The 23,333-nt window shown below is 30.5% G+C and carries 12 protein-coding genes and 2 pseudogenes; 7 read left to right on the top strand and 7 right to left on the bottom strand.

The window, feature by feature from the left end; genetic code table 11:
- Positions 1-27: 27 nt before the first annotated feature.
- Together Q360_RS0105705 and Q360_RS25095 are read right to left on the bottom strand one after the other, a co-directional pair.
- The gene (locus Q360_RS0105705) at positions 28-1,146 is read right to left on the bottom strand and encodes a helix-turn-helix domain-containing protein (RefSeq protein ID WP_027076239.1); all 1,119 of its coding nucleotides are present in this window, start codon (positions 1,144-1,146) and stop codon (positions 28-30) included.
- A gap of 240 nt (positions 1,147-1,386) precedes the next feature.
- Positions 1,387-2,562, bottom strand: a pseudogene (locus Q360_RS25095) (IS3 family transposase).
- A gap of 228 nt (positions 2,563-2,790) precedes the next feature.
- On the opposite strand from Q360_RS25095, the gene Q360_RS0105715 reads away from it, so the two are divergent.
- From Q360_RS0105715 to Q360_RS22395, 5 genes are all read left to right on the top strand, one after another.
- Positions 2,791-3,195, top strand: coding sequence for a response regulator (locus tag Q360_RS0105715; RefSeq protein ID WP_027076240.1), 405 nt, complete (start codon positions 2,791-2,793; stop codon positions 3,193-3,195).
- Positions 3,196-3,558: 363 nt separating this feature from the next.
- Positions 3,559-6,417, top strand: a complete 2,859-nt coding sequence (locus Q360_RS0105720) for a PAS domain S-box protein (protein WP_027076241.1) — start codon at positions 3,559-3,561, stop codon at positions 6,415-6,417.
- Between the two features lie 2 nt (positions 6,418-6,419).
- Positions 6,420-6,737 carry a hypothetical protein gene (locus Q360_RS0105725; protein WP_027076242.1) on the top strand — a complete coding sequence of 106 codons (318 nt, stop codon included), beginning with the start codon at positions 6,420-6,422 and terminating at the stop codon, positions 6,735-6,737.
- Between the two features lie 5 nt (positions 6,738-6,742).
- A complete protein-coding gene (locus tag Q360_RS0105730) occupies positions 6,743-7,441 on the top strand; it encodes a LytR/AlgR family response regulator transcription factor (protein WP_027076243.1) in 699 nt (232 codons plus the stop codon).
- A 110-nt stretch (positions 7,442-7,551) separates the two neighbouring features.
- On the top strand, positions 7,552-10,719 hold the full coding sequence (locus Q360_RS22395) for an ice-binding family protein (RefSeq protein ID WP_027076244.1): 3,168 nt from the start codon (positions 7,552-7,554) through the stop codon (positions 10,717-10,719).
- Between the two features lie 293 nt (positions 10,720-11,012).
- Here the strand turns inward: Q360_RS22395 and Q360_RS25650 are convergent.
- Together Q360_RS25650 and Q360_RS0105750 are read right to left on the bottom strand one after the other, a co-directional pair.
- Positions 11,013-12,012 (bottom strand): annotated as a pseudogene (locus Q360_RS25650) (transposase).
- Positions 12,013-12,346: 334 nt separating this feature from the next.
- Entirely contained in the window at positions 12,347-14,416 is a 2,070-nt protein-coding gene (locus Q360_RS0105750; protein ID WP_027076247.1) for a tetratricopeptide repeat protein, read from the bottom strand.
- Between the two features lie 444 nt (positions 14,417-14,860).
- On the opposite strand from Q360_RS0105750, the gene Q360_RS0105755 reads away from it, so the two are divergent.
- Both Q360_RS0105755 and Q360_RS0105760 read left to right on the top strand, forming a co-directional pair.
- A complete protein-coding gene (locus Q360_RS0105755) occupies positions 14,861-16,102 on the top strand; it encodes an oligosaccharide flippase family protein (protein ID WP_027076248.1) in 1,242 nt (413 codons plus the stop codon).
- 97 nt (positions 16,103-16,199) lie between these two features.
- A complete protein-coding gene (locus tag Q360_RS0105760; RefSeq protein ID WP_027076249.1) occupies positions 16,200-17,417 on the top strand; it encodes a glycosyltransferase in 1,218 nt (405 codons plus the stop codon).
- Here the strand turns inward: Q360_RS0105760 and Q360_RS0105765 are convergent.
- Genes Q360_RS0105765 through Q360_RS0105775 form a run of 3 tightly spaced genes read right to left on the bottom strand, consistent with a single transcriptional unit; the run spans position 17,410 to position 23,206 of the window.
- Positions 17,410-18,924: a glycoside hydrolase 5 family protein gene (locus Q360_RS0105765; RefSeq protein WP_027076250.1), complete on the bottom strand. Its 1,515-nt coding sequence runs from the start codon at positions 18,922-18,924 to the stop codon at positions 17,410-17,412. The two genes, Q360_RS0105760 and Q360_RS0105765, sit on opposite strands and share 8 nt — an antisense overlap.
- Entirely contained in the window at positions 18,918-20,117 is a 1,200-nt protein-coding gene (locus Q360_RS0105770) for a hypothetical protein (protein WP_027076251.1), read from the bottom strand. The genes Q360_RS0105765 and Q360_RS0105770 overlap by 7 nt, the downstream gene beginning before the upstream one ends.
- Positions 20,117-23,206 carry a membrane protein gene (locus tag Q360_RS0105775; RefSeq protein WP_027076252.1) on the bottom strand — a complete coding sequence of 1,030 codons (3,090 nt, stop codon included), beginning with the start codon at positions 23,204-23,206 and terminating at the stop codon, positions 20,117-20,119. Before Q360_RS0105775 ends, Q360_RS0105770 begins: the two co-directional genes overlap by 1 nt.
- Between the last annotated feature and the right edge of the window lie 127 nt (positions 23,207-23,333).

Genomic DNA, 23,333 nt, shown 5'->3' on the forward strand with positions numbered 1-23,333 from the left:
TTATAAATTGGTAATCAGATGTTTACGCTAATCATCAGCGTTGTGAAGTTTTTTAAATTCGGTGGGAGTCATTTGTGTATTTTTTTTGAACGCCGTATAGAAAGCAGCTTTACTGTTAAAGCCTACATCTAAAGAAATTGAATAAATTGTATCGGGCCTAAGTTCAAGAAGCTTCGTTTTCGCAACTTCAATTCTATATTGATTGATATAATCAGGAAAGCTCATTTGGGTATTTTCATTTATGGCTTGTGATATATGATGTACAGAATTATTGAGTTTGTCTGCGAGGGTGTTTAGCTTAATATCGAAATCAAGAAACAGCTGTTCTTTTCTAACGCTTTCTTCAATTTGTTTGAACAGATTAAAAGAGTCAGAAAGGGATGACTTTGCATACTTTTTCTTTGTTGCTTGCGGTAAATCATCAAAAGAACCTGTAAAAGCAAAAACAGGTAAATACATAATCGAATATGCGAAAATAAAGAAGAAAATGGATAACAAAAACGTTTCAATCTTCATATAGAATTCAAGGGCCTCAATACTATCAGTGTTTAGAACCGTATTGAACCCACTTGCGAATTGTAACACAATAAATAACAGTATCAATATTTTGATCCACTGATAATTTAGCTGTTCTGATCTATCTAAAACTAGAAAAAGCGGTGCTCTTTGCAGTTTTATATACCCCAAGACCAATAAAAGAATGTTTATGATAGTGGATACAAGATATTCTAATTCTATCCAAAACCAAACACCATAGTCACCAGCAGATGCAATTATTTCGTTAACAGTGTCATACTCCAATATAGGTAGAAAAAGAGACCAACGGATAAGGGTATATACTATTAATAGTAAAACCCACTTTTTAAGATTAACCGCTGTTTTTGTAAATAATGCAATAAAATAGTAGAATAGGGGACCAATAACATGGTATAATAGGTAAGAACCACCCGAATAAAGACTGTTTATATCAAGTTTGAGCGATAAATAATAATCGAATGACGTATAGGCATATAAAAATACCAATGCACTCAATACCAGCCTTATTTTTTTATCATTGCCCAGGCCTGATTTTCTTGATAGTATGAAAATACCCAAGAGTAGTCCGAGTATTGAACTAAGTATAGGAGAAACATCCAATAAATTCATTGAAACACATTTATTCTGGTGTAAAAATACAGTTGTTTTAGTTACTAATAATAAAAGTGGTTTTAAATGGATAATAATTACAATTTTTTGATAAAAAAGGTGATTCAATCCTTTTAGATGTTTAGCCTGTTGTGAAGATTTGTCAGTCAGTAAACTATCATTTAGTTTAAATAGATGGCCGTGTTAAGAAATCGCTTTTGGATTGGACTTGTAACAAAAAAATGAAAAATTAGACAAGAGTTATGCTGCTACATTTTGATTATACATTTCTAGTTCAAATTCTTTAATAGTTTTATACCCCAAAGTGGAGTGTATTCTTCGTCTCTTATACCATGTTTCGATTCATTGAAAAACAGATAGCTCTGCTTCAGATTTAAGGCTGTAATTGTGTTTATATACCCTTTCTACTTTCAAACTATTAAAGAATGATTTAGCTTCAGTATTATCCCAACAGGTACCTTTTCTGCTCCTACTTTGTTTTACCAATCCATTATCGCTTTTTAGACTATTGGTAAATTTATAACTAGCATATGGAGATGCTCTATCTGAGTTAAAAATAAATTGTTCTGTAATTACATTAGATTTTATAGCCATATGCCATGCAGCAATAATGGTATCCTGTGTTGTTACATTATCGCTCATAGACCAGCCAACGACTTTTCTACTGAACAAATCAATAATAACAGTTAAAAACATCCAACCCTGTTTGGTTTGCATATAGGTGATCTCCGATACCAAGACCTGGTTGTCCCCAAAAACCTTAAAGTCCTGGTTAAGGCTATTGGATGCTATGGGGTAGTTGTGTTTGCTGTTTGTAGTAATCTTGAATTTACGTTTCCTTCTAGAAAACAGATTATTGACCCTCATTATCCTAACTACCCTGGGTCTTGAGACACGAGGACCTCTTTTTAACAATTCCGCTTTAACTCTAGGAGCGCCATAACCTCCAAAGCTACCTTCGAAAATATCACGGATAGCCGTGGTTATGACCTCTTTCGGATGGACCCCGTCCTAACTAATTGTAACACCCACTTTTACTTATCTTGAACATTTTGCACATCTTCTGAAGCTGGAAATTTAAATTTATGGGGTTTTACAAACCTATATTTCTCCAGTCTCCCTAGGAGAAGATGGTTTTTACATTTTTTTGGATGTCGCGCTCTAATTCGGCATTCCTTACCCTTTTCTTCCACTCGGCTATTTTACGTTGCTCATCTGTAAGTTAGGATTCCCCTCGCCAGAAAAACTGTTCTAGTCATATGTTCCCGATTCCCTTCGCCAAAGGCTCAATACGGATGTTGGTGCACCCAGCTCTTTACATATTTCTAGAACTTAACTAGATGCGTAAGCAAGTTCTACATCATTTTACTTAAAAGCTACGGTGTACTTTCTTTTTTCTCTCGATGTTTTATAAATATAATTTAAATAGTCAAGATGCTCTTAACTTTATGTCTGGTTAAATAATAGTACGTCCATTTTTTTACGTAACTATTTCAAGAGACGCTAATAAGACAATACACTATTAATCCATTTGTCGACACTTAAATGCATATCGTATGTAGAAAACCTATTATTCAAAAGACTTAATACTTGATTTTTAAAAAATAAATTAATTTCATATTAACTAAAATAATTTTAGAAATTTTGAAAAAAAAATTAAATATTTTATTGATTGAAGATAATGCTATAGAAGTAATAAAAATGGAAAGAACCATTTTATCATTAAAATTAAATCATAAAATAACCGCAGTTAAATCTGCAGATGAAGCGTTTATAATTTTAGAACAAAAAGAGTATTTTCCAGATATTATTTTATTGGATTTAAACATGCCAAAAATTAGTGGGATAGAATTTTTATCAGCCTTTAAAAGCAACGATGATTTAAGACATATTCCAATAGTCATTTTAACAACATCAGATTTTCAAAAAGATAGAGAAGAATGCTATAGGATTGGTATTGCTGGCTATATTTTAAAGCCTTTAAAATATAAAGATTATGTTAAAAAAATAGATGTAGTTTTATCTTATTGGTGTATAAATGAATTATAAAATATTAAGATTTAAAGGCATAGTATTGAATAAGTTCTTAAATTAAGTTGAATAAAAATAGAGTTTAGAATATAGGTGCCTAGGGCATTTAGCAACAGACAAAGGTTATATTAAAGTAATTGCCTTTATTGTGGGGCAAACGTACCTAGAAGCATATAAATTTATTCTAACACAGAATTACTGACCTTTATTATTGAATAAAAATAGGGGGTTTATTCGTTTTAAATCAATTGGAGCCGTGCATCATTTTGGACTTGGATTAATAAATAAAATGCTTGAGCAGTTTAAAATAACGCAGTAATTATTTTTGAAAAAAAATAAAAAAAGGGGTTCAGTAGTAAAATTCATGATTAAACAACATTAATGAACCAAGATAAAATAGACCTACTACAAAGAAATTTAAAAAGAGAAAAAGCAGCAAGAATAGCGGCTGAAAAAATAGCGGAAAATAAACATAATGATTTATACCTTTCAGAGGAACTTAAAAAAACAAATTTAGCGCTAGAGAATCTTTTAGAGCAAAAATCTTCTCAATTAGAAGGAGTTTTCGAAAATATTAATGATGGTTACATTCTAATAGATATGTTCGGCAATATTGTAAAAATGAATGACATTGCCACTGACTTTTTTGGATATAATATTGAAAAAGAAAAATGTAATGTTTCTAATTTAATATATCCCGAAGATTTAGAATATGGAATTAGGTCATTTAATATTTTAAAGGAAAAAGGTGTATTCACTAATTATAGGACAAGAATATTAAGTAAAGATAAACGAGTAAAGTGGGTTCAAATTAACGGAAACGTAATTGTTGACAAGGAAAATAAGCCCACCGGAGCACAAGGAATTATTAGAGATATCACCTCTGAAAAAAAAGCGGAAGATTTATTGATTGAATCAGAAAACAGGTTGTCATCTGTTATTAAAAATTTAGAAAGTGCCGTATTGCTAGAAGATGAAAATAGAAAAATAATCCTAGTAAATAATAAATTTTGTGAGCTGTTCAATATACCTATTTCGCCAAATTTATTAAAAGGAGAAGACTGTTCTTCTGCTGCAAATGATAGTAAAAGCCTATTCAAACACCCAGAAGAATTTACCTCTAGAGTGACAAGCATCTTAGAAATAAAACAACAAGTTTTAGGAGATGAATTAAGTATGGTCGATGGAAAAATCTTAGAACGAGACTTTATTCCTATTTTAAAAGGAGAGCAATACAAAGGGAATCTCTGGACTTATAAAGATATAACATTAAGAAAAAAATACAGAGAGAGTCTAGAAGTCCAAAAAGAAAATTATAGCAATATTATTGCGAATATGAATCTTGGATTAGTAGAGTTAAATACGTATGATGAGATTTTATTTGTCAATCAAAGTTTTCTTCAAATGTCTGGTTACTCCCAAAAAGAACTTTTAGGTAAAAAAGCTAAAGAAGTATTTGAACCGGTATACGATGCTGATTCTACCAAAACAGAAAAGGATAAACTGAATAAAAGTGAATCTAACTCCTACGAATTTAAAATAAAAAATAAGTCTGGTGCTATTAGAAATTTGTTAGTGAGTGGCGCACCTAACTATAATATTAAAGGAAATTCTATTGGTTTTATTGAAATTTATTTAGATGTTACAGAGGCCAGAAAAAATGCGCAATTAATCCAAGAAAAAAAGGAAGAGTTAGATACTATTGTAAATAATTCTTCAATAGGTATAGCTTTAACTCGGCATGGTCGGATTATAAGAACCAACGCTGCACTTCAATATATGCTTGGATTTTCTGAGACAGAATTAAATACATTTGCAATAAGGGATTTATCCTTTGCCGAAGATTCTCACTCTTTTAAACTATATATAGAACAGATTACTGCAAACGAAATTGATAATTTTACTTTCACAAAAAGGTATAAAAAGAAAGACGGTTCTGTTATTTGGACAAAGACTAATGTGAATGTTGTAAGGGATAAAGATGGAAATATAAAGCACCAAGTAACGTTCATTGAAGATATTACCTCAAATAGAGAAAAAACCCTTATAATCGATTTAATAAATAATCTTACCAAATCAATATTAGGTAAAACAGATATTGTTGAGATTGCCTGGGAAATTGTAAATAATATTGCAGCGTATTTAGACAGTGACGATTGCGTTATTTATTTGGTAGATCACGAAAAAGAAACTACAGAACAGATAGCAGTTTATGGGTCTAAATTAAATGATGACAATACAATTATTAATAAGTTGTTTATTCAAAAAGGAACTGGAATTGTCGGTAGTGTTGCAAAATCGGGGAAATCCGAACTCATAAACGACACGTCTAAAGACGACCGTTACGTAAAGGATGATGAAAGGCGTTTTTCTGAAATAACAGTGCCTATTGTGAGTAACGGTATCGTAATTGGAATTATTGATTCTGAGCATAAGGACAAAAATCATTACACAGAGGAGCATATTAAAACATTAGAGAGTATTGCCAGCTTAGCCGCTATAAAATTAAGAACTGCAATAAGCATAAGGGAACATAAAAAAGTGGAACATCGGAATCAACAGTTACTTGTGAAATTGGAAAAAAGTAATAATGAATTAAATGAATATGCCCATATAGTCTCTCATGATTTAAAATCTCCTTTAAGAAGTATTGATGCATTGGTTTCTTGGATTAAAATGGATAACGAAGGTTTATTTGATGAATCTACGCTTCAGAATTTTGATTTAATTGAAGACACTTTAGAAAAGATGGAACAATTAATTTCAGATATTCTTTTTTATTCTAGTATCGATGGGACTGCTTCAGAAAAACGAGATGTAAATTTAAATATTGTTTTAGAAAACGTACAAAAAATTATTTTTATTCCAGAAAACATAACAGTTCGAGTACTTAATAAATTACCTTCAGTAAGAGGTGATAAAATTAAATTCCAACAACTTTTTCAAAATTTAATTAGTAATGCTATTAAATTTAATGATAAGAAAAAAGGCATTGTTCAAATAGACGTTTTAGAAAATAAATCATTTTATCAATTTTCAGTAAAAGACAATGGAATTGGAATTGAAAAAGTTTATGTGGATAAAATTTTTAAACTTTTCCATTCATTAAAAGCAAATAAAGAATCATCAGGTATTGGGCTTTCCATTGTAAAAAAAATAGTTTATTTATATCAAGGTGAAATTTGGATAGAATCTAAACCAAAAATAGGAACAACTTTTTATTTTACATTAAAAAAATAGTCATGGAAAAGCCTAACTTAGAATATGTAGAAGAGCTGGCAAGCGGAGATGAATCTATAAGGGAAAGGCTTATAAATGTTATAAAAAACGAGTTTATTGAAGAAAAAGAAGAGTATTATAAAAGTTTAAAAAATAAGGACTATAAAAAAATAGCAGAGAATGTTCATTGCCTTAAACATAAAATTAGTATATTAAGCTTAGATAAAAGTTATAAAATAGCTAACGAATTTGAACATAATCTAAGAAAACTTAATTTAGATAAAGTTGAAGATTTTGAAAAAATTTTAGTAGTTATTTCATATTATTTGAAAACTATTTAAATTTTATGAAATGTATTATTGTAGATGATGAACAAATGGCAAGAGTTATTATTAGAACTCTTTGTGATAAAATAAAGTCTATAAAAGTTGTTGATGAATTTTCAAACGCAATGCAAGCAATCAAGTTTTTGAATGCAAACGAGATAGACCTTATTTTTTTGGATATTCATATGCCAGATTTTAATGGATTGGACCTTATTAAAACAATTAAGAATCCACCAAAAATAATTTTAACAACTTCAGATTCAGAATTTGCTTTAGAAGCATTTGAGTATGGTTTTATCATAGATTATTTACTGAAACCTGTTGGTTTTTTAAGATTCCAAAAAGCGATACTAAAAGCCCAAATACATGCAAGTACTTCAAGTGATATTAAATTAGGTTTGGAAATAGAAAATGATTTTTATGTTAATATTGATAGGCGTCTTGTAAAAATAGATTTGGCAGGTATTTACCTCGTAAAAGCAGAACGCGATTATATTGAAATAAAAACTGAAACCGGAAATTATAGGGTTCATTCTACACTAAAAAAAATAGAAGAGAAATTACCAGATTCTTTATTCTTAAAAATCCACAGATCTTTTATCATTAATATTAAAAAAATTATTGATATCGAAGATAATAGCGTCTTGATAAAGAAAGATGTTATTCCTGTAAGTAGATCAAAACGTCCAGAATTAATGAAGCGTTTAGATTTACTTTAACAGTTCGTCTAAACATATCTTACCTTTAGTCTACCGTTAAAGGTGGTAAAGACGAATATTAATAATTTCATTTATTTTACCAAGTATATTTATGATATAAAATTTATATCATGAAAAAACTACTGTTTATTTTTTTATCCACCGCAATGATTTCTTTTCAGGCTGAAAGTTATAAATTTAATTCTACTGTTTATGAATATGAAGAGGATACCTCTGGATTTTTAGTAAATCCGTTTAACTTAAAAAGTAATAGTTCATCATTAATTGATATTGATTTTGGTACCGTAGCTGATTTTATGTTATTTACTGGTGTTGGCGCAGTCGCCAATACAGGGATTTCTACAATTACAGGTAATGTTGGTTCAAATGCTGGAGCAATAGCTGGTTTTGGAGCGCCTTCAGTTTTAAACGGTGTTATAGAGAATTCGAATTCAGTTACTGCACAAGCCTATGCGGATTTAGAAGTTGCTTGTCTTCAACTTCAAAGTTTAACAGCAACAATAACTGATCATAGTGGAATTTTTGGTAGTGTAGATGGGGAGACTATTTACCCTGGCGTTTACGGTATTGCAGCTGCTGTTGCAATTACAGGAACGCTTACTTTAGATGCTCAGGGAGATCCTGACGCTATGTTTATCTTTAAAATTACTGGAGCACTTAATTCAGTTGCTGGAGCTACAGTTCTTCTAGCAAACGAGGCTTCGTCAGCTAATGTTTTTTGGATTGCTGTTGGTGCTGTTGGTTTGGGGGCAAACACAACAATGATTGGTACGGCAATAGCTTATCCAGGGGCAGTTTCATTAGGGGCAGGCGGTGCTATAGAAGGAAGGTTGTACGCAACTGTTGGCGCTATAGCAACAAATTCCTTCGAAGCTACAATTCCAGTAGCTGTGCCAACGTATAATTATTTGGGTGAATATACTTCGAATGGTACTCCGCTTTATTTAGAAGATCCAAAAGATATTGTTTCACAAGTAACTCAAGAAGCTATAAGTAATTCACTTCCAGATAATTATCCTGTTCCAGACTATAACCCACAGTATATTACTTCTGGCTATGATACAGATGTTAAAATTGAAGGAAATACAGACCTATGGGTAACATTTATAAATGAGGGAGTTGAATTTAAAAATGTTTTAGGGTTTTATACCTATGATTTAAATAACCAATCGGCTACAGCGCCAACAAAAGATGAAATAACAATTATTTTCCCAAACGTTTCTGAGTTGGGTAGTGGAGGTGGATTGGAAGTCGGAGACAAAGTTAAAATTGGAACTTTTGAAGCAGGAACAGGAATCGGTTGGGTACTACTTGCAGATGCTTGGAGTTCAGCTGATGGTGCTATTGGTGATGGGTTATGGAATTTGTATTCAAATCCAGATTATAATCCAGAAAGTGATGCGACTTTAAGATATCATAATGTGTTGCTAGAAGATTCAGTCAATGAAAGAATTATTTTAGGTTTTGAAGATATTAAAAGAGACGATATTTCTTGCGATAACGATTTTAATGACGCTATTTTTTATGTAACTGCAAGTGCTTATGAAGGAATAAGCACAAATAATTTTGCAGATATAAGTAATTCTTACGGAATAACATCAGGTAATGAAGCTGGGTTAGAAAGTACTGGTTCTCTAGCCAACCTAATTGCGAAAAGAAATTTTAATAGAAAAAAAGAAGGGAATACGTTTAACACTTTAGAAACACAACAAAAATTTACAAAAAACCTCTCCAAAAAAATAAATCAAATATCCTTAATCAATTATTTGCCAGAAACTGGTATGAATGGAACAGAAATAGCTAAAGTTTCTAGTCCAGATGACTTATTAGAAATAACCAATGCAGATGAAGTTTTTTCAGTTGATTATTATCAGGGATCCACCAGAGTCTCGGCAGTTTTTGCTACTGCTACAACTAATTCAATTTATGACCACTCTAAAGTGATTTGTGATAGATTAAATGGATCTAGCTTAGAAGATGTAAGAACTGTTGTTACAAGAGGTCATCAAATAATTAGTTCAAAAATACTGCGTGCTACAGGTGAAATAGAATATACCTTAACCTTCTCAATAAAATTAAATAATATAGCAAATGAATTATTTAGTTTTTGGAATATAGATCAATATCCTATAGGTAATTATCAAAATTTCCAAATATGGGGAGGTTCTTTTTCGCATGTGTTTTCAATAGCAAACTATATTTTAGATAAGCATACAATAGAAAACAGCCTAAAAAGTACTGCTGTAGAAAATGTTACACCAAATGTGTTTGTGAAGTCAGGGGCATACTCAAATGGATTTATTAATTTAAATATTATTAACAAAACAAAAGAAACTTCTGTAAATTTTTATGGAAGTATAGCAGAAACTGAAGTCTCTAGTCGTCATGCTATTAATAGAACATATCCATTACTGGGTAATTATAATGATGTGCTATCTATAGATACTAGCGTTCTTTTCGATATTGGTTTCTCTTTACAAGCAAATAATAACGCTCAAAAAGATGCATTGTATTTAGCCGATGGACCTTGGGGATTAGATTATCTAGATGATTACGCAACTATTAATTTCTTTGATGTTACCACATCTAATATAAACTATTCAGATGAAAATTATGAGGTAGATAGAAACCCGAGCATTTCTGGAGAAATAAAAAGAAATATCAATTTATTTAGACATATTTTGCCAGGAAATCAGACATTAAGTGTTATAAATTATAGTTTTATCAATTTTTTAATTACCAATACTGAGCCAGTAGAACTTATTATTATGCAGGAAGAAGACAGAATTTGGGAAAATAGAATACGTTATGTGATTCCTGTAAATATGACTGAAAAAGACTTTGATATTTCTTTTGCAGATTTTGTGGATGGACATGGTAATTCTGTTGAGATAACTAACATTAAAACAGTTGTGTTTTCAATCATAGGCGATGACGCTAACGATACCCCTTTTAATATGGCTATCAATAACCTCTCATTTAATACGCAAGGTGTTATGGGCCTTAGCGATGTTTCTGTTGAAAATAAAAGTAGGCTAATAAATTATCCTAATCCATTTGAAAGTACGACTACAATTAGACTAATAGAAACATCAAAAAATATTACTATTCAAGTTTATGACTTATTAGGAAGAGTCGTAGATACCCAAAAAATAAGTACAGATAGGGCATCAAAAAGTGTTTGGTATACTACTCCAAAGGTAACAAGCGGAATATATAAATATCGTTTAAAAGACGCTAATAACAAAGTATTTGAGGGCACCTTCCTGATTAAGTAATCATTATTTTCTAATGGCAGTACCCTATAAAGTGTGTGAGTCAAAAAATAACAAGGGCATGGTTCTACTATTTTTTTTGATTTTAAATATTCGGCCATTATGGAGAAAGAAGATTTTTTTAACCATCAGTTTTTAAATCAATTTTAGGCTTTTGATGAACTATCTGTTTTTTTAAAAAATTCAAAAACGAGGTGTTGAGGAGGTACTTTAAAGATAACTTGATGATTATTAGAAGTACAAAATAGAACAAATAGTAACACTTATAAAACGGTCATTCTGACCTCCTTTCATATTTAGGTACCGGTCATAACTAGAGAACCCGAGTAATTTTCATTCATTTCGATATACTCGTTGGGGGACATGTCCCCCAACGAGCTGTGCGGTTTAAAGTTGTTGTAAGCCTCTCTCTAAATATCGAACTTTTCCTGTACATCTTCCAAAGAGAAGAACCAGTTCGCATTGAGATATTCAACTCTGAACCAATCGTTAAAGCTTTCTATAAACGGATTATCAGTAGGCTTTCCAGGTCTTGCGAAGTCAAGTTCGTCATTGTTCTCATAGGCTCATTTATCCAATACTTTACTGATAAACTCGCTTCCATTATCCACTACAGTTAAGGCCCTGAACCGATTGCCGTTATAGTGCTGGTTACAGACAAAATCCATGCCCCAACACTCATGTAAGCTAGAGGCATTGCCCTCAACAGGTTGCCTATGTGCGGCGGTGGTTACGTTTTCGACCCTTGCGCTGAAGGTTCAGCCCCTCCTCGCAATAGCCCCTGTACATGCGTTTGTGGTTGTCTATAAACCCCTCTCTTTTTAAAAGGATATGGATTACGCCAAAAACCATTGCGCACCCTTACAGAGGTTATCTCGCTCATTCGCATGCGCAACACTTCATCGCTACGCCCCTTGGCCTTGTAATAGAAAACACTCTTATGCAGCAATACGAGCTTGCAGCAACGCCGGATGGAGCTATTGTACTCCATCTTGATGTTATCGACCATCCCATTTTTTCGGGACGGCCTCAGAACTTTTTTTTCAGCACGACCTAAAGGAGCTGCTTGTCAAGGCTAAGGTCGGCGACCAGCTTCTTGAGCTGCGAGTGCTCATCCTCTAGGTTCTTTAACCTGCGTAGTTCAGCGATTCCAAGACCCCCATATTTCTTCTTCCAATTGTAAAAGGTGGCCTCACTAATACCCATCTTCCGGCAGACCTCTTGGATACGGGTGCCGGTCTCTACCTGTTTGAATGCAAATACAATCTGCGATTCCGAATACTTTGATTGTTTTATAAGCAAATAGTTGTTTAACGTTAAACATTTATTCGCCCATAATTCTTTGCTTTTAAACTGTCCGGTTTAATGGGAGGAGTTCATATAGCGCTAGCCCTACATTACAAAAAGAAGACATACCAAAATAGGAAAAGTGCCGCCAAATTAAATTTATAACACGAAAAAAATGTCTTCATAATAAATATCTCTAAACTGTTTTATAGATGGGGCGTAGCATAGATGTCAATGAGATACTGTTGCTTAATTTTAAATTGGTTTTTTATAAAAAAAAGAGTCAGACTGTAAAAAAGGATATCCCCTGTTATTTTTACTTAAATACTTGACTATAAACGTTTTAAATATTTTTTTTGAAGAATGGTTTACGTAAAAGATACCATTTAAAACGTAGACCAATTTCTGTAAAAGTAAAACCTGCAGCAGTGGTAGAAGCTATATTACTTTGTATTCCATAGAGGTTCAGCAAACTTCTTTCAGAGAATTTATATCCTAATTTTGCTTGTATTCGATAAGTGCTCTGCTTTTTTTCTTCTTCAATAAATTGATAACCAGTAGCAACTGTTAAATCATAGAATAATTGTTTGCCTTTAGAAATCGATTCATCCTTTATAATATTAAAGAATATTTCTACAGCATTAAATTTACTTGGACTGAAGTAAATTGTTGGGACTTGATTTTTAAAATATATATTTTGATAATTAATACCGGCTTTTAAGGCCGGTTTTTCTAAAAGAGTGTAATACAAAGAAGTAAATAGTAAGTTCCGTGTATTATTATCACTCTGTCTAGTGTAATAATATTGAGTAAACCAACCTAATTTAAAGTTGGTGTTAAGACTATAATTTAATAAAAAGTTATTCTGAACAATTTCTCTGTTTAACAACTCTGCATTGAAGTTCTCAACTCCTCTCTTATAACCTAATTCTAAATTTTGAAGTTTAAAAGGTTTTAAAAAGATGGAAGCATCAACTAATAACTGATTGAAATTTGTTGTTTCTGCCTTAGAAGATGTAACGCCTAAGCTGCCTTTTAATATAATATTGTTAATTAATTGATAGGAGGCACCCGCTAAAATGTTGTTAGAAGTAGCTTTAATAGCACTAATACTATTAGTCGTAGTTCTATAATTATAACTCCCTAATACTTTAAGTTTTGTAGAAAAAGAGAATTCTGAAGTCGCTGTATAAGAATAGGCTTCATTATTACCATTATCAAAAGATGAGGAAGCTTTAGTGTCTACAAATGGAATAAAATTTTTATTTAAGTTTTTTATAAAATAAACTGCATCTTTTTGGTTTTTGTAAAACTTTAATGTGTTTTCGGCGCACGTATATGCATCTTCATAATACCCTAGTGCTTTTAAGGCATTTGCTTTCCCTAAATTACCATCAAAAGACGCACTATCTTTTTGTAATATTAAATTATAATCTGTGACACTTTTTTCAAACTCGCTTTTATAAATATTTAGAGTTGCTCTTAAGGATAACATCCAATTTTTAGAATCTTTATTGTCAGAAAACAGATTATTTATTTTTTTTTGAGCTATGCTATATTTCTTATTCCAAATTAAGGCCTGTATGTATCTTTCTATAGTTTGATTTTTTATAGTTGAATCAGTTCTCTTACTTAAAAGAATAATTGCTTCTTTACTAGTATTTAAAGCTTCTATATCTTTACCATCTAAATGATAAATTAAAGAGGTGCCATTTAAATACGTTAATTTATTATCAGGATTTTCTCCAATAACCTCATAAGTTTGTTTTGCTTTATCTATCTTATTTGAAACTAAGTATAGGTTAGCTAAATTTATTAAAGTTTCTGTATCATTTTTAAAATCTTCTAAATTTTCTTGTAATATTCTATCTGCTGTAACGTACTCTTGAGCGTTAACCTTTTCATTTGCTAAGCCTAAACGTATATATTTTTTAGAAATTAAGGCATTTTTGTTTCTTGGTATAAGAACCAGCGCTTGATTAACATAAACGATAGCATCATCATATTTTTTTAGATTAGATAACGAATTTGCATAACCTAAGAGAGCAGGAAAACTTTTATCATTTTCTTTTATTAATTTTTGATAATACGCTTCTGCTGGTAGATAATTTTTATTCCAAAGTAAAGCTTCTGCATAATTTAGTTTTACTTCAAAATCTTTAGGGAAATCATTTAAAAGGTTTGTAAATAGGGTTAAAGCTTTATTAGAATCCCCATTTAAACCAATAGCCCTTCCGTAACAAAGTCTTGCAGTTTTATTACTGGGGTATGACTTTAAAACAGTTTTAAAAAAATTTTCTGCTTGTTTGTATTTGCTGGTTTCTAAAAACATAAAACCTTCTTTCATATTTTGAGAATACATAAAAGCAGTGATAAAAAAGAATACTAAAATCGCTAAGTGTTTGATTTTCATACTCTACAATTTAAGTAATAATATTCAATCATTCGACTTCACAAAATGGTCTTTCATCGACAATAGCCTTGTTTTCGAGAGTTATAAGGAGATATTTGTGTCAGTATTAATAATTAAAAACATAAAATTTTCTGCTTAAGAATCTTAAAACAATATGTAATATTTTGTTTAAGTGGAAATATAAACACCACAACACCTGACTCTTTTATTATGTATTTTGAACACATTTTTTAACCATTCAAAAAGTAATAATAGCCATAGAAAATGTAGATGAAATCGATAAAGAGGGTTTGGAAGCAATAATTGTATTTAGGAAAGTTGCTTTATTAAAACATAAAACGTTTTCTGTTATAGGTTCTAGTTGTATATGAATTTGTAATTATTTCTGGTAATCTTTAATAGTTAAATTGGGTATTGATACTATAGCATGATAACGATTTAAAAATGATAAAACATAAAATATCACCAGAACGAATCTTTATGATAAGTGCTTTATTGGTAAACGCAGGAAACTATTTTTACAATGTATTACTAGGTAGAGTTTTAGGGCCAGAGAAGTTTGCAGATGCTGCTATTATGATTACATTTTTACTAGTGCTTTCCTTTATAGCCATGACCTTTCAATTAGTTACAGCAAAATTTTCAGTGATTTTTGAAGACATTCCACAAAAAGCCTTTATTTCTAACACGTATAGAAATGCTTTTATTGTCGGTCTAATTTTAGCAATAACTATTATTTCGTTTTCTTCAGATTTATATTTTTTTTTTAAAACATCATCTTCATCAATGTTTGTTGTTTTTGGTATCGGAATTCCTTTTTATTTTTTAATGAGTGTTAATAGAGGTGTTTTTCAAGGAAAAAAAGAACTTACTTCTTTATCTGTTACCTATCAATTAGAAATGATTAGTCGTTTATTAATTACTTTTGGATTACTATATTTTCTTGAAATTGAATCATCATTAATAATTGCTTTCGGAATTTTCTTTTCTTTTATATTCGGCTTAATTCCGTTTAAAATTAAAAAAATCTCTTTTTCTAATACTTTCAAATTAAAAAAATTACAAACTAAAATGGTTTATAATTTTTTTATAATTACGGCATTCTATGAACTAACTCAAATTATCATAAACAATAGTGATATCTTATTAGTAAAACATTATTTTGAAGCATATGAAGCTGGTCTATATGCTTCTTTAGCTTTAATTGGTAGAGTGGTATATTTTATAGCTTGGATGTTTGTCATGTTATTATTACCTACCGTAGTTCAACTGCATAAAGAAGGAAAACCTACAGTACATATATTGTTAAAATATGTAAGTTATATTTCAATATTATCAGTTGTAATTATCTTTAGTTGTTTTTTTTTTCCAAACACAATTATTGCCTTACTTTTTGGCAATGAATACTTAATGATTTCACCGTTATTATGGAAATATAGTTTAGCTACAGGTCTTTTTGCAGTCTCAAATATATTTGTATACTATTTTTTATCCTTAGATAAATATATCCCAGTCATCTTATCTTGTCTATTTGGAATTCTACAAGTTGTTCTTGTTATACTTTTTCATGAAAGCCTAGACCAAATAGTTCAGATGCAAATTTTCGCAATGATTTCGCTTTTATTAGTTCAAATAAGCTTCTTCTTTTTTAAGAACTCTAAACAACCAGGTCAAAAGAATATCTAAATACTTCTTCCATTTATCGACACATAATTGCGTTTCAACAAGGTTAAGAAATTTAAGGTTTTTATTAGTCTCAAGTTTGGAGTAAAATTTAGATAAAATGAAACTAGCCATCGTAACAGCATATCCGCCAAGTAAAGTAACGTTAAATGAATATGCATACCATTTGGTTAAGAGTTTTAGACAGAAAGAAAAAATTACAGAAATAATTCTATTAACGGATGTAACTACGGAGGGTAAAGACGTACATTTTACAGAAAGTGGATGCAAGATAACCATACATGAATGCTGGAAGTTTAATAGCTATACAAACATTATTACTGTTATCAAAGCAGTTAATGTAGCTCAGCCAGATGCAGTTTTATTTAATCTGCAGTTTATGAAATTTGGTAACAAGAAAATACCAGCTGCCTTAGGATTGAGTTTACCGTTAATTTGTAAACTAAAACAAATTCCAACAATTGTTTTATTACATAATATTTTAGAACAAGTAGATTTAGAAAGTGCAGGTTTCACTTCCAATAAAATAGCACAAAAAATATGTAATTTTTTTGGAACGAGTCTTACTAAATTAATTTTAAAAGCTGATTTAGTAGCAGTAACTATGCAAAAATATGTAACTACGTTGGAAGAGAAATATAAAAAGAATACTATAAAAATGATTCCACACGGTACATTTGAAATTCCAGATAATCCAGTACATAAGTTACCAAATGGACCTATGAAAATAATGGCTTTTGGAAAGTTTGGGACCTATAAAAAAGTAGAGTCTATGATTGAAGCTATAGAAAAAGTTAGAAAATCTTCAGGTTTAGATTTAGAAATTGTGATTGCTGGAACAGATAATCCAAACGTATCTGGTTATTTAGCAAATGTACAAGAAAACTATAAACACGTTCCGCAATTAACTTTTACTGGGTACGTTCAGGAAAATGAAGTTCAAACATTATTTAATGAATGTGCTGTCGTTGTTTTACCATATACTTCAACTACAGGAAGTTCAGGAGTTCTACATCAAGCCGGTAGCTATGGTAAAGCTATTGTGATGCCAAATCTTGGAGATTTATCAAGTTTAATTAAAGATGAAGGGTATAGAGGTGAGTATTTCGAACCAGAAAGCGTAGATAGTTTAGCAAGAGCAATTGAAGCTATTGTGACTAATAAATCTTATAGAATAGAACTTGGACAAGCAAATTACATTGCAGCAACTGCATTTCCTATGGAACGAATTACAGATATATATTTAGAGGAGTTTCAATTAATTATTAACCAAAAAGAAGCAATAGGTATATCATATTCTAAAATTTCTGTTATTTAGCTATAAACTCAAAGGATGGTTTTTTCACTCCCTTTTTAGTAATAAAACCAAATTTCTTTTGAGGAATAAATCGCCAAGGAAGTCTACCAATAACATCTTCTGGTATCTTGTCAAAATCATATAAAGTCCATGACATAAATGGAATTGCATTTTTGGTCAAGACTTTTTGTATTTTTTTATAATATGCTGCTTGTTTTGTTTTAGAACTATTAAAAGGTTTCCAAAAACCACCGTAAGAAGAAATTCCAAATTCGCCTAAAACGATAGTTCGGTTTGGTATTTTCTGCTGTAATAGTTGATACTCTATTTCAAAATCATCAATATCTTCATAATAATGAAAGGACACAAAATCGACTTGATCTTTTAATATTATAGCACTTTTTGTATTAGACCAGCCTATAGTTACTGCATGTTTTTTATCAATAGATTTCACTAAAATAAGGAGATGTTCTAACCAAGCTATTACAGTCGTTTTTCCGCGAGAATCAAAATCTAAATTGGGCTCATTTTTAATGTCCCAAGCAATAATTGCCTCATGGTCTTTAAATGCAGAAACTATTGTTCTAGCATGCTTTTGATTAAGCGTCCAATCCATTACATCATAATTTCCATAAAAATCAAAAAGCGTAACAACTACTTTTATATTGTTTTTTTCAGCGGTGTCCAATATTTGTTTCAATTTATCAATTTTACCTGCTTTAACTGACGCTTTTCCAAAATCTTCATAGGGAACAAAAATTCTAATGGTATTTAAACCAGCACCTTCAATAATCTTAAAATCGGCATCAATTACATTAATATTAAAAGATTCTCCATACATATTCCAAGGTGTTGCTTGTGGATAATAATTAATACCTTTCATTATTCCTATCTTTATAGGAGAGGAGGTTACTACCTTTTTAAGCTCAGAAGTTTTCTCTTTTACCAAATGTCTAATTCTCCAAAAATTATCTTCTAATAATAATATTGCTTTATAACTAGAAACTTCTGTCGTCTCTAGCATAAGAATATCATCTTTAAAGACTTTTTTATATTCAACAACATGGTCATCTTTTAAAGCAATGAGCTGTCCGTCTTCACTAAAGAATTCAATATTTGGATTGTGTTCTAAGGTTGTAGCTTCTATATGAATGTTTTCATTTTTATTTTGTCTAATAAAATTAAAAAGATTCTCTCTTGCATTTTTAGTGTAGTAGTCATCAAGGCCACTTGTAATATTGACTTTGTTAGCAATATGTTTCACGTACCAAGCGTCTAAATAATCATTTTCTACGTCTTGTAAAGTTTGATTGTTTATAAACCTACCTTCATTACCATCATTTTTCCAACTGATTTTTGGAAGGTATAAATCTGATCTTTCAACCTTGGTATGTAATATTTCACTTCTGTCTGCACCTGTATTAAAATAACTAAATAGAGAACTTATTAAGAATAGTATTATGGATGTTATCAATAAATATGATAAAACTAAAGTAGTTCTTAAAATAATTTTATTTGTTTTTACCATAATTTTATAGTTCGAAATGTTTTAGTAATTCCAGCTGTAGTAACTTTTAAAACATAATTACCATTTTCATAAATATTCGAATTTAGATTAAAAACCACAAAACCATCTTTAGAGTTTTCAATAACGTCATTCAATAATTCGCCTTCTTTATAAATAGATAATTTTACTTGCAATCCATCAGGAATCATCTGATTCATAAAGCTTATTAATGGCCCAATTGTAAGGGTTCTATTGTTACTAGAAAAAATAATGTCAAACTTTTCAATTACCTGTTTATAGTTGATTTCTAAACTATTACTTTCAGAAATACCGATTATATATCCTTTTATTATCCAATTTTCTTCCCATTCTGGATGAATCATTTTTGCATATGCAATACCATTTATTGTTGTTCCAGAAGTTTTTAAAATATTTCCTTTTTTATTAGTGATGAAAAAATCAACAAAAGTCCCATCACTAACCACATTACTGTTTTTGTCTTTTATAATAGAGGTATAGAAGGTTGTTATTTGATTTCCATCTGCATATTCATGATTTCTTTTTGAAAAAATATTAAAATTTATTCCAATTGCAGGTAGGATATTCACATCATATTCTTTAGAGTTTAAACCTAAAGAAGCTGAAGAAAGTATCATTCTTCCAATTTTTAACGGAGAAAATATATTTTGATGTGCAATTAAATTATTAGTAAAAACAATTTCTTTTTTTTCCATTGCTAAAAATTGATGTTTTATAACAACTTCAGTATTTTGCTTTAAAGGGTTATCCAAATCATCTGTAGGTATAACCACCAACATTGTGAAATCAGTATTACCAGCTTCTATACTTGGAGGTCCTAAATAGGTTTCTAGGGAAGTAGGACGTTCTTTAGAAATAATTTGAACTTTACCTGAAAAGGGAGGGTCAGTATTTATAACTTTCCATGTTAAGATGCCTTTTTTATTACTAATATGACCTGGGATTTTGAAAATTATTTTGTTATTCTTTATTTCAGAAGTAATCAAAGTACTTCCATAACTATTTGTACAGTACAGTTGATAATCTTTAGTATGGTCAGCTTTAAATTCTAAAAGTATAACACTTCCTGCAACAAATTGTTTTTCTTGAGTTAATAGCGTCAAAGAATGTTGAGCTGTAATTGAATGTATTACGAGCCAACTAAAAAGAAAAAACAGACTATTTTTCGATTTCATTATTTTGGATTTGCTATATAATTATTCATTTCAATTTTTACATACTTATAAAGTGGATGCACTACTTTTTGTAGTTCATTACGTGTATGCCTAAATATTCTATTTGGAATTATTTTGTCAGAAATAGCTGTATTTGATAATCCATTTACATAACAATCTTTCATATCTTCATTAATAATAATTAGTTGCTTGTTTTCTGCGAAATTATATTCAAAGTATTGTTTACGCTGTTGTTTTATTCCGTTTTTCAGAAACATATGATTTACCCAAACTAGTTTTTTATCTTTATTATAATAAGTGATTAATAACTGAGGAATTGTAATTTCCTGCAAACCGCTATTAAATAGTGTTCCCTTTATGGTTTTAGAATTGATTTGAACATCACTTAAAACAACACTTTTATACAAGTCTGAATTTGATACATTTCCTTCTGCTTGTAAATTAAATTTAGTTGGTTGCTCTTCTAATTCAACGGGTGTAAACTCATCAGGATTGAATACTTGAGGAATAGAATCTTGTACTTTAGACCAAGCAATTCCTTCAAAATTAATTCGAAAAGAACTAATTTCTTTTGGCATCAACTTATGCTTTACGTGGTATTTAGCATTGTAGGTAGCTAGTTCTTTACTTTCATCATTATACAAAGTACCTTTTAAAACGATATCTGAAGGAACGTTATCTATGTTCTGTACCTCTCCAATAATGGCGTAGTGATTATTAAACTTCACCAATTTAGCATTGAGAATTTCTAAAACAGGTTGTTTTAAAACATCTTCATGATGCGTTTGTTCCGTAGTGATTCTTCTTCTTCCTTGATTGAAAAATCCAGTTACATTATTAGAGTATAGTTGATTTGGAGGTAGGTCAAAGTCTATTTTTTCTGGTTGCAAATACCATTTTCCTTTCCTATTAACTAAGGTTTTATACTCAGTTTTATTGATTTTTTCAAGCGGAGTAATCCAGTCTGTGTCTACTTTTAAAATTACTAAACTGTCTGTTTTTTTATTAATTTCAGTCTTTAAAGCATCTAGTTTGGCGTATGAACTTAATAGGCCGTCAGAAACTGCAATTTCTAACTTAAATTGAGAAAATGATATATTACTTTTTGGGTCTATCAATTGATGACTTTTCTCAAATTCTTTAAAATCTATCGCGTCATAATAAGCCTTTATAACATTTTCTGGCGTTCTCTGTGAATCATTTTTTAGATAGAATAAATACAAACCAAAACATAAAACCAAACACAATAGAAATGACCAAAGGTGTGTCGTTTTTAAAAGGTTTTTAGAGAAAACAGTATATTTATTTTTAAATTTTAAGTATTCAGGGACTCCCATAATATCTGTTTTTAAACGAGGTATAAAAAGAAATCGAAGGTTTAGTACAAATGCTAAAATAAGTGTTACAAGAGGAATAATTCCCCAAATTATTTTTTGCCAACTAGCAACATCTACTTTAGGCAAAATAGAAGAAAGGGGAGGGACATTTAATTTTTCCCAAACCATAATACCGTTTTCTAATCGCTGTAAACGCTGCCATCCACAGAAATACAAAATAGGATCATAGAATTTATCATTTGAAAATATATATTTTAAACGGTACTTTTCAGGAGTTGTTAAAAACTGTTGTAAAGAACCAATTCCTTCAACTCCTTTAAATTTTGAGTTTTCTAAACGTTCTACGGCTCGCGTTGTTAATTCAGGTAAACGTCTTGCAGAATGATAATTTCCATCTACAGTTAAGGCATTAGTTTGTGTAGATAACCAAGCCATTTGATCTCCAAAACCTAAAGTTAAATACCTCCATTGATCGTGCTGATCTTGGTTTAAGAAATTAGCAATAGGTAGCATCTTAATCTTCTGTACTTGAAAAGGTCTGAAATAGCTTAAATTTATTGTGAAAATGGTCGTAAATAAAAAAAAGCTAGCTAATAACACACCAATTAGGCGGTGATATACTGAACCGAATTTTTGCTTAATTAGCGCTTTTAAATCACCTTCTACAAATCGGTATATAAACTCGCCAAATAAGGGTAAAACCATAATAGAGGCCCAAAAAGTAAATCTGTCTAGGGTTAGAATATTAAATGCATTTTCTCCTAAAATTATTTTCGGAATTGGTGTAGTGCCTCCAATTCCTAAAATTATCAACGCAGTAAAAGAAAGCCCAAAAAATAAATATCGTTTGCTGAAATATCTATAAAAAAAGTACGGTAAAAGGAATAATAAAATACCCCAAGGAATTAAAAAAAACACTAGACCAGAAGATGTAATTTCTAAAAAGTTATCGCGAGAACCATGAGGAATGGGAATTTGTGTAATCGGGTTGTTTTTAGAATTAATCCAATAAGGTAAAAGACAACCAATAATAATACAGAGCGAAAGTAAACCAAAACTTATGTTTCGTTTAAACTGCTTTCCAAAATTTTTAATGAATAGCTTAAAAGTAACTTCTTTATAAGAGTTTACATGTTCACGAGAAATATCTATGATTACCATTCCAATTAAGGGGAAGATAAAAAAGATCATTCCGAAAATTGGTGTAACATGATGAGATGTTACAGTTACAGCGATTAAGGATAGCGATATAAAAAGAAACGCATACTTGCCTGTTTTTAACCAAGTGTATATAGGTGGCATTGCATGCATTAAAACAGAAATCCCTATAATACTTGGTAATTGCCCAAAAACATGGAGAGTTTCTACAAAAGAAGAGGAGAAAACAGCCAATAAGGCTGCATAACCTGCAACAGTTGTATTAGATGTCATTAATAAAGAAAAACGATAAACACCTGTTATAAATAGAATGACACTACTAATTGCAACAGTAAAAAGACCAAATTTTAAACCGCCAATTAAAGATAAAGCTGCAATAGATTGATGCACCAAAGGAGGGTAGCTCATTACACTAAAACCAGTATACCATTTATAATTCCAGGGTTCAAACCAATTATTAGCATAGTGGTCTGCGAAAAATAGATGTACTAAAGCATCATAGGTCATTTCTAATGTAAAAAAGAGAGCGCTTCCATGAAAAGCAAGTCCTAAAAGTATAGCAGAAATTAAAAGTTTATGAGAAGTTGCTTTCATGTGATAAAGGGCTCTTTTCCAATACTATAAATATAAATTTTATAAATGACACTTAAAATGTTATTAGACCTTAGTAAACTTCTATTGGTCTTCACAGAAGTATCTTTAGTGGTTTACCGCCGTTTTT

Origin of the sequence: Maribacter antarcticus DSM 21422 (genome assembly GCF_000621125.1) — a bacterium.
In the GTDB taxonomy this organism is placed as follows: Bacteria; Bacteroidota; Bacteroidia; order Flavobacteriales; family Flavobacteriaceae; genus Maribacter; species Maribacter antarcticus.